This is a genomic window from Methylobacter sp. BlB1, assembly GCF_015476545.1.
GTDB lineage: Bacteria > Pseudomonadota > Gammaproteobacteria > Methylococcales > Methylomonadaceae > Methylobacter.
On sequence record NZ_JADMKV010000045.1, the window covers coordinates 25,161 to 38,057 of the forward strand.

Below are 12,897 nucleotides of genomic sequence, written 5' to 3' on the forward strand. Positions count from 1 at the left end.
CAACTGATCAGAGATCGATGAAAACGCCTCAAATAGCAAAAACCAAACATGTTCGGCCATCAGTTGCCGCTTTCAAATGCCAGCAGATAGATCTGTTCCAGGATTTTCTGGTTAACCATAATTTCCAGCGGGAGCCGCTATCCAATACGATTGAGTTATGGGATGCCTTGCCGAAATATTCGATTTCACAGGTCGAACAAAACAAGATGCGTACAAAAGAGGGATTACTGCCGCTACTTCGAAGAGATGTAACATTCATGGGGAACAGCTATAGCATTTATATTTCGCCCGCATTGCTATCTGACGAAAACGGGCGAGCCTACTACCCGTCTGCGAATGAATCTCTCATTGAGGACGCACTAAGAAAGATCGCGACCTTTCAAAACCAATGTTTTCACGATCTTAAGGACATGCAATGCGGAGTCACTTTCAGCCTACATCAATTGAGAACCGAACTGAAAAATCAAGGCCATACCCGTTCTTATCAGGAAGTCATTAAATCGTTACTCATACTATCCGGTTCAGACATCGAAATCCGAACTAAAAATGCAAAAGGAGAGGGCGTTTCTATCGAAAAATTCATCTCCCTGACTGGCTTTTCAAGAAAAGACAGGCTTGAAAATCCAGATTCGCAATGGGTTGCATATTTTCATCCGCTTGTAGAAAAAGCCATGAGATATGTTGATTACAGGCAATTTAACTATAGCGAAATGATGCACTTGAAATCACATTTGGCACGCTGGCTATACAAGAGATTGGCGCACTACTACACCAATGCCAGCTTAACGACCCCAATTACCCTGTCTTACGCCGCTATCCGGCAGGAAAGCGGTATGCTGGAGCGTGCGCGAGGAAATGACGCTATCAAGGAACTAGAAGAAATTTTCAAAAATTTCCAAGCTATTAACGTGTTTTCATCCGTAAAAAGAATAGAGGACAAACGAGGTCCCCGGAATAAAATTATCAATATTGTTTACGAAGCCAATCCACATCAGAATTTCATTAAAATGGTCAAGGCAGCCAACAAAAGACAATCTGATGCTAAAGAAAAATTACTGCATGTGACAACCGGTAAAACCATCACCCAATCTACTAACCAGCCACTGTAACTACTATCCGCCCACATCTTTCTCAACTTCTTGCCATATCCCGGTAGTTGACGCACCAACAAGCAAGCATCATTCCGATCTTGCGCATTGGCAACCGGTCAACCTACGACCAGCAATAGCCCCAGTGCATCCCCCGCAGAGGGCGTCAGCAGCCCTCGATCAGCTTCCCAGCATCGAAACCAACAGCCATCAGGACTGAGCGGCAGCTTAACCGCGAACCGTTCGTTGACTAATCTGACGGTAGGTTTAACCCGCAGGTGACGGTAGGTTTAACCCGCAACTAGCGGTAGGTTTAACCCGCAGGTGCAAAATCGGGCTAACTTATCCACAGATTTTTCAGAAAAAGACAGTAGGTTTAGCCCGCAGGTGATCAAAAAAGCGGTAGGTTTAGCCCGCAGGTGATCAAAAAAGCGGTAGGTTTAGCCCGCAACTGAAATGCGAAAGTAGGTTTAACCCGCAACTGACGGTAGGTTTAACCCGCAACTGACGCCGTATCTAATTGAAAAGTAGAATGTTTTTCAACCCCTCCTTATATATCCTTTCTTAATATCCTTATATATCCTTAGTTTTTTCGAAAAAAGTGCACAAATGTATCAAATCAAAACAGGCCGTTTTTGACCTTCTTTCGACCCGACACAACGTTAAAAAAATGCTTATCATTGCGCGTAGGTATTCTCTGCGTCGTGTAAAGCCAATGTCATCTAAAAACACAATTCCAACAAAAAAATATCTTCCTCCGTCATCTGGCTATTTCAAATGTCAGCAGATCGATATGTTCCAGGATTTTCTGTACAACACGCCGAAGGAATTAGAGAGCTTGTCCGATTCCGTTCCACTCTGGGACTGTTTGCCGAAATATGTTCTTTCTAGCCAAACAGCAAACGAATCAGGAAGGAAAAATCATTTTCCTCCAATGATTAAGCTCAAATGCCAGCATTTCGAGCAATGGTTCTCTGTTAAAATCTTGCCAGCTCTCATTTCTGAAGATGAAGACGATGTCTCTGTATATTATCCAAGTACCACGGAAGAGCTTGTTGAAGAGGCGCTTCGTCGCATTGCGACCCTTCAAAATCATGGTTTTTACAAAGATGACGACTCGAACCTCAGAAGTAGCGGCGTAGCGTTCACAGTTTCCCAACTGAGGGAAGAATTAAGCAGGCATGGACACACAAGATCTCACAAAGAAATTGTATTAAGCCTGGAAATTCTCGCTAAAAGCATCATAGAAATAAAAACTGAAGGTGAAGATGACAGTGGTTACATCGTCAGCCCCTATTTCACGCAATTACAGGCGGTCTCTCGAAGAGATTTCAAAAGTGATCCTCACGCCAGATGGTATGTCGATTTTCACCCGCTGATCGACCAGGCCATCAGTATGGCAACGGGCTATCGAAGGTTGGAGGTTTAGCGCACCGACGACCACCCGCCTCAACAACATCTACCCGATCGACCGCGAATGTCTAGCTAAGAGCATGCCCGTGGTCCTGGAGAATACGTAGTAATTAAACAAAGACAACCCAAAATTGAGAAAAGAAATGTCAAAACAACAAGAAAAAAAACATCCTTACAAGCCTGAAGGCCTAAACCGGATTCTCTGGATTGTCGCAAAGAATATTGCTATTCCTCATCCCGATTTTGGTCACAAAGACAATGCCCTTTTTGCTATCTCTCAGTACTCTGGTGCCAAATTTGAAAGTATTCACATGCACATCATTGTCGACAGCGTTATCGATGCTCTGGGCGAATATTACGAGCATTCAGGAATCAGCAGATACGAGCTTCGGGAATTATTGAAGACGTTTAGAACCGACTACGCAGCGTTGACTAATCAAAAGTGGACTCAGGACATAGCATCAGAAAAAATCATTGACGCCTGTATGACCAGGATGGCCCTGGCTCGGGTAAAAGATGGCGACACGGTTCTAATAGATTTAAGTGGTCCTGAAGTTAGTTTTGAAGAAGCGTGGAAAAAAGCGGATGAATATGAAAAGTCGATATTCCAAAAAATCTTGGAAGATGAAGATAAAATCCACGAAAAATGCAGAAACAACGGAGAATTCACTAAACGGCTAATCGTGAAACCATTTGGCTATGTATAATCAATTTCTCTTAACCATGTCGAAGCATGGTGAGATTTGCATCATGGACCGGCCGGTATCGGCATTCATGAAAACAGCACTCCAATTACCCATAACAGCTGTTTTTTCCCTTATTATTAGGAATGAAGTATGGATTATTTTATCAATCTGCCTAATATTTCGCTATATTACGGCAGTGCAATTCTCATTTTTTTGATATTCATTGGCATCTACGCGTGCATAACGCCATACCGCGAGTTGATTGAGATCAGAAACAATCGCAATGCCGCCGCTGCGGTCGCGCTGTCAGGCGGCATGATTGGCTTTTCTCTGCCAGTCGTCAGCCTCATTGCCAACTCTGCTAATTTAATCGACTTTTTTGCCTGGGGCACTATGACGAGCGTGGTACAAATCGTGACGTTTTTCCTGGTAGCTATTGTCTTCAGAGACAATCAGGAACGCATCAAAGAGTGTGACATCATCATAGCCGTCATTCTGGCAAGTTCTTCAATTTTTGCCGGCATTTTTGTATGCGGCCTGCATGACTTATTAAGTTTTGCCTTAAACCCGTAAACTAAGGAAATTTGAAAGATCAATGAAAATCGATACCAATAAACCAGTAAAAGAAAAGGCCGACCCAGCACTTCCTCAAGGCGTAAGCAAGGAAGAAGTGACAAAAAATGGCTCAGTGTTGCGGGGTGTATTACCTCTGGTGTGTGTCGCGCTAATCGCGCTCCAGGTGCTGCTCTACAACCTCTCTGCTAACGGTCCTGTCTCGGAATCAATAACAGGCAACGATCCTGTTTTGGGAACACTGACTACTAACCTAATGCGCTGGACCAATCTGTTTCCTATATTCATCGCGCTGGTCCTGCTGGCATTCTTCTTGATCATACCCAGCAAAAAGTACGTGGCTGACTTATCGGCGGCCGCCATTGCCGAAAGTGACGCACTAATCAAAAGCGCTTGGAAAATCATCCTCAAGGTGAAAAATCATGAAGAGGATTTTATTGTGACGGAAGAAAATTGGTGGTCAGCAGCACTGGTGCTGATCACCATCGAATTACTTGTCCCTGGTTTTTACTTTATTGGGCTGGCGAGCGCGGGATTTGTCACTGGCTGTCTGTTGTTTCTGATACCGACTATTAGTTTTGATATACAGGTGGCCATATTCTCAATAATATCCGTGCTAATTAATCAGATCATCCTTTATTGAATAAGCGTGGCGCACAATATATCGGCAGAGTATTTGATTTGTATGCGCCGATCATCAAAGGCACAGGGCGAAGACTGTGGAATCGGCGCCAAAGTCAAAGTTACGGCCATTCGTGGCACTATCTTCGATGTTGAAAAAATCCAATAGCTAATAACCATAGCAATCAAAAATATCAATTTTAGACCTTGCATAATCAGCTTCCTGTTTTAGCGTGTTTTTATCAAAAATACAAAACAGGGAGCTGAGAAATGACAATCACTGCCAATTCAATCGAATCTGCAATCAAAACCCGCCTGCTCGAAATGTCGGAGGCTCGGCATGAATTAATCAAGCAAGTCTCTCGCTTATCAAGCCTGGGTGTTGATGTAAAAAACACGAGCTTATGTATCGGAGGCTATCTGGAGTCCGTGACGGACGCATACATAAATAATCTGTGTAGAAAATTAACAGCTGAACATGCAGGAGGAACACCCGCTGAAATTCGTGTTGCTCCTGACCTATACAAGATCATAAGTGATAGATCCTGCGATCGTGATTTCTCCTACAGCTTCCAAGAGCACGCTGATGGAGATCTGGACGCCGATAAAGAAATGGTGTTGAAATTCCTTAATGCGGTCGATTTTGAAAAAATAGCCGAGATTATCAATGAACAAATGGCTGGGTTGGTGGAAACCGGCCTGAATATTTTCGCAAAGAAAATCATCAGTCTGCTTAACCTGGATAGTTCACAAGGATACTACGAGCCTTACCGCGGGCGATCAAACCGGATTGTCTGCCCAGCATGGGCTTTCAACTATTACGATTCGCATTCCAAAATCCGCGATCTGCTTGTTTTGAAAAACGCCTTTAAAGTCGTCGAGCGAGAGGCGGTCTTATCGTTTGGTGTGGCGCTGGATGAATACATCCAGGCAGCCCAGCAGCTGAACTGGCAATGCGAGAAGATCCCATCCCGGTCGGTCTTTGGTAAAGGCGGGCATTTAGAAATCCATTGCTTCAAAGACAAGCACGAGTATCGATTCAGCATCCAGACTTTTGATGCCATCCTAGCTTTTTTGACTATCAACGGTGAAGCCGACATCGCGGATAAATTGATGAGCAAAGCCGGTTTGCTGGAGGCTGCGTGATGCTGGTGCGGTATTTGCCTGTCGAGCTTGATCAATTGCAGTCAAAGGGTAGTACGGCCAGCAAGGCGGGATCGCTGGCCGGCTTGCATCAAAAAAGGCAGGAAACGCTCTCGCAATTTTTTACAGCCGATTGGGTAATTCAATTTATATGGAAATCGCTACTGCCCGCCTTTAATGCCACCGAAGGCCGTTACAGCCTGCTGGATAACAGCATAGGTGCCGCCGGCATGTTCCGTTATGCCGATCCCAAGCGCTTCCACTTGTGCGGTCTTGACGTTGACGGCAAGCTTGTCGAAGACGTTGTCAGAATTCTTGACGGAAACGGGTACCGGTTCGATGTCGTGCATGCCTCTATGGAGAATGTAGAGCTGGACAGGTTCAGTGCGGCGTTAGTCAACCCGCCATTTTCAATTCCACTTGCTAGTCCATTCCTGAAGGCGTTCCCAGCAATTACTCATTATGGCAAATTTGGCCCCAACAGCTCGGCTTTATCCCATGAATACGCATTGGCCCAGGCCTTGGCTCATTGCGATATCGTCGCGGCTGTTGTGCCGTCTACCACCAAGGATGTGATCGCCCAAAATAGTGAGATGTACGGCCGCTTGCGGGCTGTCTATGAACTCCCCAAGGACACCTTCAAACACGAAAACGTCAAGTCGGTAAAAACCGACCTGCTTATCTTTGGCCGCAAGCTAATAGGGCCCGCGGCATCAGCGCCTGAAAGCCTGCGGATCAAACGCGGCCAAATCAATGAGCATTCGCCAGTTCCTAAACTGTTCCAGCTGGCGTGCCGTACTATGGATGAGCTTGGTTTCAGCCGATATCCGATCAGGGCCAAGGAGATCGAACACAGCAATCCCGTGATTACCACACCGATTACTGGTGACAAAACGGTTACTTTGGACAGGGCAGGACGCTGGATTAAATTGTCGTTTAAAGACGGGGCCACTGAAGCGCGCGTTATGAACGCGCTGTACCGGAATCGTCTGTTCTCGAGCCATGAGCATAAATATCCCAGAAAAACGCTTTATGGCGGCCAGTTTCAGCTGAATCTGGATGTTATATCCATGCAGAGCGACCCTTATCTGGCCTTATCCTCGGTTTGCACGGTGATCCGTGATGCCGGCGGCAATCCGGTAATTACTGGGCAACTCCAAAGCGGTTTACGCAGCATACTGAAAGAAAACCGGAAAATGGGAATCCCGTTCGGACGCACCGTTTATCGCAAAGGGGCACCCAGCTTTAAGGCGACGGCGAATCGCATGGGACTGATCAATCGCAGTGAGAAAGGCGCCGCTGTCAAGCCGGGTGAAACTGTTAAGGCATTGCGAGTGGATACCGGTTTTCTGGTTGAGACATCAAGAGGCACATTTTCTTGTGAGCATGATACGTTTTTCTCGTTATTCCAGCCCGAAAACGACGCGCTTGATGCGGGCTATTGGGAAGAAATCTTCCCGCCGCTAGCGACAAAATTCCCCACGGAAATTGGACGGCTTAAAGCCAAGGCCAAGCGGCTCGGCATTGATCAATGGTTGAATTGGAACTATCAGCTCGATGATCTTTGTGAGTTGGCGTTTAGGCCTAATGGGGCCGTTTGCGGCTGGCAGATGGCACTGGGTAAATCCAGGCTGGCGGTTTCCCTGGCGCTACTTCTCAATGGAAAATCACTGATCGTTTTGAAATCCAGACTGGTGCCGGAAATGGTCAACGAGCTGAAATCGCTTGGTATCACGGATTACAAGGTAGTGAAATCCAAGGCGGATACCGATCAGCTGGGCAAGGTCAATATCGTCAGTTACGAGCGTTTGAAAAGAACCATCGATCCCAGATTCCCCAAGCTGACTTTGGCTAAATTTCTGCGTAAGAAAATCAAAAACGTGCTGTGCGATGAAGGGGGCTTGCTGGCCAACTATTTCTCGCAACAGACTCAGGCCGTTTGGGCGCTTGGCGCTAAGCGCAGATATATTCTGGACGGCACGCCTTGCCCGAATTATCCCAGGGAGATGCTGAATTTAGCCGCTTTTGTCGCCGGGCAAGAACGAGCGTACCAGCCGTTCTCGATGAATGGCGGCTTTATCGAGCCTCGGCTTTTTAACAGCGCAGAGCTTCAGCCAACGGGTAGGGAGGAATTTGCGCGCCGCTATATTACCCTGGAGTGGGCAACCAACGAATTTTTGGACAATCACGAGCGAGGTGCGAAGCGCGAGGTCCCCAAAATTAAAACAGCGTTCTTGCAAGACTATAGGGAATGGGTGGCTCCGATGATCAAGCGACGGGTCCAGCAAGAACCCGCCGTCAGCAAGTATGTGAAATTTCCGATACCAACCCTGTGCGATCCGATCGAGGTGGATTGGGACCTGGAGCATTTGGCGCTCTATGTTAAAACAGCTGAAGACTTCGCTCACTGGTACAAATCCTACGCCAAGCAGCGCGGCGAGGAAGGCAAATCACTCAACCTTACGATGATTCTGGCCCGGCTGGAGGCCTGCTTTAAGGCGACCAATGTGCCGAGTTTAGTTGAAGGCTACGGCAAGGGCTTCAAATCCCTGACCAGGAAAGAAGCGGCCTGCCTGGACTTGATCGAGCGTGAAGTCAAAAAAGGCTTGCGCCCCATCGTCTTTGCCAGAAACCCTGTCGTTTTGCACCGACTGTCGGCGGAACTGGACAAGCGTGGCATCAGCAATCTGGTATTCACGGGCGAGGAGACGATCGCTAAGCGCACCCTAAAACTCAACGAGAGAATCCGCAACGGAAAAGATCAGGTCATGCTGGCAAGTCTTGGCGTCACGCAGGACGGGCTAAACCTGCCCATGCTCAACAGTGTAATCTTTTACAACCGCAGCTATAAGAGCCGGGAGGAAATGCAGGCCATTTACAGACTCATACGCCCCCAACAGACCAGCGACGTGTTCTGTTATTTTCTGCACCTGAAAGGAAGCATCGACTGTTATATGGCTCAGCTAATTCGCTGGAAAACCTTCGCGGCGGAAAGCGGATTGGACTATGGCGAACAACCTGATGATGAAGAATTTGTGCATTTTGACGCGTTTATCTACCGTTTTATCAACTCGATTCCCGAGCTAAAAGAAATCATAAAATCCTTGAAAAAAGTGGCTTAGAAGGGGTTGCATATTTCCCGGTCTCCGTAGAATGGATAATAGAAACCATTCAAACGGAGACCGAAAACATGTTCTATTTATGTTTTTACGGGTCTGCGTAAAACGTATTTATTTAATTAGGTGATGTTATGGGTATCAGTGATGATTATTTTAAAAACGATAAACCTCCTGTTGAGCTGTGGGTTATTACACGAGATCGAGCAAGGGCAGGGAAACCGCCATTTAGAATAGCGCCGCAATCATGGGTTCGTACAGGCGAAACCAGTAAACCGTGGGGCGTTAGAGCAGGTAAATCGGAGCGTTATCCAGAAGGGCGTATTTATTCACTACAACACTGTTTTATTTCCGTGCAAGCATCACGGAATCATCTATCACGAATTATTGATGATGAGATAAATCACGAAATGCGCAAGTTGCAAGATTTAAAAAATAGGTTGAGACGCTCTATGGATTCTGCTCATCAAATTAATGAATTTCAACACGGACAGGAAAATTGAATCATTTATGATTTCCATGAAGATATTCCGCTTACCCCACTTTATTTACACCTTACAAATCCAATTTTAGTACAGAGGTTTTATGTCAAGCATGTCAAGTCAAGAACAAGTATTCAAGGCAATTCAAGATGAACGCAGTTTTCAAGATCAAAAATGGGGATCAATAGATGAGCACCCGCATGAAGTCGGTTCATGGCTAACGATAATGCGCCAGCTACTCAATGATGCAGAGCGGGCCTATATGGGTCAGCGCGGCGACATTGGAGCACTTGATGAAATACGCAAGGTTGTCGCTACTGGAGTTGCGTGTATGGAGCAGCATGGAGCAGTTCCAAGGGGCTATGAGTCGTTATAGTTGGCGTTTACCACGAACCGGAAAGGAACTACGGAAATTGAAATATATGAGGACAAAAAGACGGCATTGCGCCAATGCCCAACAAACCAATTAGAGCTGCTATAAAAAATGAATTACCAACGTGTTATTACAAAAATCACACTGACCGAAGAATCACAGGATGTTATCCTTCAGTTTCGGGGCAGTTCAAGTGCCATTCAAGCCAAAGCGCTGGAATTCAAAACAGATGAGGAAGGCAATATCACATACCTGCTGCTCGACCGCCTCATTCACAAGGCCAATGAAAGTATGTTTGAGTGCTTTCTAAACGAACGATGGGAACAAGGATTCTCACTTTCCGGCTGTTATGTGAGCGAACTTAATCGATCTGTCGCTAACCGTTAAAAAAGGAACAAGCGCAGAAATTCTGTTGATTTCTGCGTATAAAAACATAGGATTTAGAAAGTGACTAAAAACTGGCTAGAACTCATCGTGAAAAATATCCAGCCTCCAACAACCATGGATGAAGCTATTGATCGGTTGATGTGTGTTCTGGAAGACGAACAAAAGATCATGCTTGCGGCCATGCCAAAGGAAGATCTGATAATCTTGCACTTCAGCCTGGGAGCGGCGATCCGCAATGCTTTTGGCTTGCACAAACCGGGAAGCGCATTACTAGCTGATTGCGGAGTTACTCATCCGGATGATGCGGCCGATCTGATTATTCGAAAATTATGGGAAAATTTAGGCTATCTGGATTAGAGTGTATGTTTGTCCTTAATGAAATCCGGTTTTTGTATTGAAGGAGATCAAATGAATCGTGAGAAAAAAATTCTCTTGGTGTCAATTTCGTTTGCTGTCGCGGGATGGTTTACAGCCGCTGAAATGGCAACCTCTGTAGGTGCTTTCAAGTTGCGCGCTATGAATGCGGAAGCAGACGCGGCAGACTGGAAGCGCCAGGCTGGTAAGGCATACACCGAAATGCTGCAAGCGCGCGCTGTTGCCAAAAGCACAGCCGTCCAGGTCCCGGCCGGCGCACGCATAGACTGCACCATGAAAACGACCAGCAAGTGCGAAGATGGCACCATTTATCCTCCACAGGACTACTGATGCGGTTGCCCACACATAAATCTTAATACCTAAAATTTACAATGAAACCTATAAAAATAAAAATTAGCTGGACTGACTTTGCGTTAACGGCGATTGGATTACTTTCCGTCGGCTTTCTATTGGCAGTCATTGGTCCGTTCCCTGGAGAACCAGCGCTCCATGAGAACCCTTGGTATTATTTGAAGGTGTGCAGTATGGGACTTGCCTTCGGTTACATTCTGCGTTGGATGGTGTCTAGTTATAGGCAGTGATCATCTCAGTATTTTGCCCAATCCAAAGAATGATTGGTTATTCTTGAAGAACCTCTCCCTAAAGGACGGTGCTTTTCGGCGATTTTGGTAAAACGTGGAGGACATCCACAAATTATCGATTCGGCGGGTTCCGAGGTCTAAAAAAGATGAAAACTATTAAAATCACCACAAATGCAAATTGCCAAAGCCAATACAATACTGAAAAATAAATTATCAAAGGAATAAGTCTATGATTTTAACACCCCATGAAATTCTTAAATATCTTGGGTTTGAAGTGCCGAAAGATGGCGTCGAAATTAACCCAAATGATGCTTACTTAATTTCTTCTTCATTAAGGCTCATAGGTCAGACTATGAGCGTTACAGCGATTCCTGAACCTTCCCTTGAAGACATTCATGCTGGGTTGGCCGGGTTGGTTGCCGCGTGGAGTAATGAAGATCTAGTTCCATTAAACGAGAATTCGGTTCTGAAACTTCGCACAACGATTGACGTTGTTTTGACCAGCTATTTTAAGAAATAGAGTGACCTATCATCCGTCTACGTTCAGATCCTTGAATATCGTTGAATAATTTTACCATAAAGCGCGAAAAGCCTCGTCCTTCAGGTCAAGGATGGATAGCGCAAATCAACACAGATTAAAAATATTGGTTGATATGATTGCGGAAATAATTAATAGTGTTAAATCTTGAATAAATATTTTCTGATTATTTATCGCAACAGTGGCTAAAAAAGCATCGACACCCTCGTTCATCGTGACCTTGCCGTTGAAAGTGACGGCTGATGATGAGCGTTTGTTGCTGGATCGTTTTCTTTGCGCCAAGAAACTGAATAATACCCTGCTGCAAGTCGGCATCAACATCGTTCAGCGCATGAGGTCATCCGCTGAATGGCACGCGGCCGCAGCCATGCCTAACAAAACAGCCGAAGATAAAAGGTTAAAATCGGATGCGTTTGTCAGCCTACGGAAGGAGTCTATTTTTTAATCAGTATTCACATCGTTCCCAACAACATGAATACTGATTTTTTATAAAGCTATTTTTGACATCACGTTTTAAATCAATGACTTATAATAAATAACTCACGCTAATTTTTGACAACTGTAACCACTAAATAATTTGAGATCACAATTAAAATCAACAGGTTACATATTTTTGACATAAAAACAAAAATAGAAGTATTAAATTTCCCTCGCGGCTACTGCTACATTGCATTACGCAATTCACCTAGGGGGGCGTTGGCGTCATGCCGCCTTCAAAGCGCAGCGCTTTTATAAAAGCCATTTCGACGCCTTGGTTAAACATCATGCCGAAGCCGCCAATCTGCATAAGCGGATCGGCTCCCATGAAGCGCAGGCACTGGCTGAAAAAGTATTCAATGCGTTGAATGAATGGGTATTGGGCAAACGCGGTCGGCCGCGCTTCAAAGGCCATAAAAGGCCGCTTCACTCGATCCAGGATGTGTTTGGTGACGGCCGCGGCGTGGTGGATCGGGACGTGTATAGCGCGTTTCTGGCGCGAAATTGTGATGAAACAACCTACAATCCACCACGGCTTGAATTGGCGTGGCGAGCGCTGGAAAACGCGCTTGTGCAGTCGGGATTGTTTCTGCCTTCCACGTCCAGGCGTGAAGGCGAAACCGCGAGATTAAGCGATACTGTTGAGAAACAGATTCACACTGGCACGATAACTCCGTTATCGTCAGAGCGGTTCGACTGTGAGACGTGAGACGATTCGACAACCAGCAGATTTAGCCATATTCGCCTGAATCTGCGTAGCCTGAGTCGACCGCGGTTATTGTCGATGCCCTACGGTTGCGATAGTCAGAATCCACTTCCTAAAGGAGTGGAGTTTTCAAGCATACTTCTTCCAGCCAAATGTGGAAAATGTCGTTTTTTTCTGTTCAAACGATCACCAAAACCGAACCTGATGTTTCAGTGTTCAGTTTTTTTATGCCCGTCAAAAACCGCATTTTCCCCACTGAACCCCCAAAAAAAGTAAAAGACCATTTAAAAACGCGTTTTTCGACCCGACAGAGCACTTGATTTTAGGGCTTAATAGGC

The 12,897-nt window shown here is 45.7% G+C and carries 15 protein-coding genes; all 15 read left to right on the forward strand.

The features are described 5' to 3' along the window. Window positions 1–17: 17 nt before the first annotated feature. The 15 genes from IT781_RS15580 (at window position 18) to IT781_RS15650 (ending at window position 12,562) form a co-directional block, all read left to right on the forward strand. The gene (locus IT781_RS15580) at window positions 18–1,109 is read left to right on the forward strand and encodes a replication protein (protein WP_194971100.1); all 1,092 of its coding nucleotides are present in this window, start codon (window positions 18–20) and stop codon (window positions 1,107–1,109) included. A gap of 694 nt (window positions 1,110–1,803) precedes the next feature. After that, window positions 1,804–2,517 carry a hypothetical protein gene (locus IT781_RS15585; RefSeq protein WP_194971101.1) on the forward strand — a complete coding sequence of 238 codons (714 nt, stop codon included), beginning with the start codon at window positions 1,804–1,806 and terminating at the stop codon, window positions 2,515–2,517. A 127-nt stretch (window positions 2,518–2,644) separates the two neighbouring features. Further along, window positions 2,645–3,208, forward strand: coding sequence for a hypothetical protein (locus IT781_RS15590; protein WP_194971102.1), 564 nt, complete (start codon window positions 2,645–2,647; stop codon window positions 3,206–3,208). A gap of 129 nt (window positions 3,209–3,337) precedes the next feature. Continuing rightward, window positions 3,338–3,760, forward strand: coding sequence for a DUF350 domain-containing protein (locus IT781_RS15595; protein WP_194971103.1), 423 nt, complete (start codon window positions 3,338–3,340; stop codon window positions 3,758–3,760). Window positions 3,761–3,782: 22 nt separating this feature from the next. Beyond that, a complete protein-coding gene (locus IT781_RS22445) occupies window positions 3,783–4,403 on the forward strand; it encodes an NfeD family protein (protein WP_228779199.1) in 621 nt (206 codons plus the stop codon). A gap of 248 nt (window positions 4,404–4,651) precedes the next feature. Continuing rightward, complete coding sequence (locus IT781_RS15605) at window positions 4,652–5,527, forward strand: hypothetical protein (RefSeq protein WP_194971104.1); 876 nt, start codon at window positions 4,652–4,654, stop codon at window positions 5,525–5,527. Continuing rightward, window positions 5,527–8,646 carry a DEAD/DEAH box helicase gene (locus IT781_RS15610; protein WP_194971105.1) on the forward strand — a complete coding sequence of 1,040 codons (3,120 nt, stop codon included), beginning with the start codon at window positions 5,527–5,529 and terminating at the stop codon, window positions 8,644–8,646. Before IT781_RS15605 ends, IT781_RS15610 begins: the two co-directional genes overlap by 1 nt. Window positions 8,647–8,774: 128 nt before the next feature. After that, the gene (locus IT781_RS15615; RefSeq protein WP_194971106.1) at window positions 8,775–9,143 is read left to right on the forward strand and encodes a hypothetical protein; all 369 of its coding nucleotides are present in this window, start codon (window positions 8,775–8,777) and stop codon (window positions 9,141–9,143) included. A gap of 91 nt (window positions 9,144–9,234) precedes the next feature. Then, on the forward strand, window positions 9,235–9,498 hold the full coding sequence (locus tag IT781_RS15620) for a hypothetical protein (RefSeq protein ID WP_194971107.1): 264 nt from the start codon (window positions 9,235–9,237) through the stop codon (window positions 9,496–9,498). 108 nt (window positions 9,499–9,606) lie between these two features. Further along, the gene (locus IT781_RS15625; RefSeq protein ID WP_194971108.1) at window positions 9,607–9,882 is read left to right on the forward strand and encodes a hypothetical protein; all 276 of its coding nucleotides are present in this window, start codon (window positions 9,607–9,609) and stop codon (window positions 9,880–9,882) included. Window positions 9,883–9,942: 60 nt separating this feature from the next. Then, window positions 9,943–10,239 carry a DUF6794 domain-containing protein gene (locus IT781_RS15630; RefSeq protein ID WP_194971109.1) on the forward strand — a complete coding sequence of 99 codons (297 nt, stop codon included), beginning with the start codon at window positions 9,943–9,945 and terminating at the stop codon, window positions 10,237–10,239. 51 nt (window positions 10,240–10,290) lie between these two features. Further along, window positions 10,291–10,587, forward strand: a complete 297-nt coding sequence (locus IT781_RS15635) for a hypothetical protein (RefSeq protein ID WP_194971110.1) — start codon at window positions 10,291–10,293, stop codon at window positions 10,585–10,587. Window positions 10,588–11,067: 480 nt separating this feature from the next. Beyond that, window positions 11,068–11,358, forward strand: coding sequence for a hypothetical protein (locus IT781_RS15640; RefSeq protein WP_194971111.1), 291 nt, complete (start codon window positions 11,068–11,070; stop codon window positions 11,356–11,358). A 199-nt stretch (window positions 11,359–11,557) separates the two neighbouring features. Next, the gene (locus IT781_RS15645) at window positions 11,558–11,821 is read left to right on the forward strand and encodes a hypothetical protein (RefSeq protein ID WP_194971112.1); all 264 of its coding nucleotides are present in this window, start codon (window positions 11,558–11,560) and stop codon (window positions 11,819–11,821) included. A gap of 222 nt (window positions 11,822–12,043) precedes the next feature. Further along, window positions 12,044–12,562 carry a hypothetical protein gene (locus IT781_RS15650; protein WP_194971113.1) on the forward strand — a complete coding sequence of 173 codons (519 nt, stop codon included), beginning with the start codon at window positions 12,044–12,046 and terminating at the stop codon, window positions 12,560–12,562. The last annotated feature ends 335 nt before the right edge of the window (window positions 12,563–12,897 follow it).

Bases quoted from the DNA above. Each gene is read 5' to 3' on its own strand.
- IT781_RS15580 (WP_194971100.1), top strand. From the start codon at position 18: ATGAAAACGCCTCAAATAGCAAAAACCAAACATGTTCGGCCATCAGTT.
- IT781_RS22445 (WP_228779199.1), top strand. From the start codon at position 3,783: ATGAAAATCGATACCAATAAACCAGTAAAAGAAAAGGCCGACCCAGCA.
- IT781_RS15625 (WP_194971108.1), top strand. From the start codon at position 9,607: ATGAATTACCAACGTGTTATTACAAAAATCACACTGACCGAAGAATCA.
- IT781_RS15590 (WP_194971102.1), top strand. From the start codon at position 2,645: ATGTCAAAACAACAAGAAAAAAAACATCCTTACAAGCCTGAAGGCCTA.
- IT781_RS15605 (WP_194971104.1), top strand. From the start codon at position 4,652: ATGACAATCACTGCCAATTCAATCGAATCTGCAATCAAAACCCGCCTG.
- IT781_RS15615 (WP_194971106.1), top strand. From the start codon at position 8,775: ATGGGTATCAGTGATGATTATTTTAAAAACGATAAACCTCCTGTTGAG.
- IT781_RS15595 (WP_194971103.1), top strand. From the start codon at position 3,338: ATGGATTATTTTATCAATCTGCCTAATATTTCGCTATATTACGGCAGT.
- IT781_RS15640 (WP_194971111.1), top strand. From the start codon at position 11,068: ATGATTTTAACACCCCATGAAATTCTTAAATATCTTGGGTTTGAAGTG.
- IT781_RS15620 (WP_194971107.1), top strand. From the start codon at position 9,235: ATGTCAAGTCAAGAACAAGTATTCAAGGCAATTCAAGATGAACGCAGT.
- IT781_RS15610 (WP_194971105.1), top strand. From the start codon at position 5,527: ATGCTGGTGCGGTATTTGCCTGTCGAGCTTGATCAATTGCAGTCAAAG.
- IT781_RS15585 (WP_194971101.1), top strand. From the start codon at position 1,804: ATGTCATCTAAAAACACAATTCCAACAAAAAAATATCTTCCTCCGTCA.
- IT781_RS15635 (WP_194971110.1), top strand. From the start codon at position 10,291: ATGAATCGTGAGAAAAAAATTCTCTTGGTGTCAATTTCGTTTGCTGTC.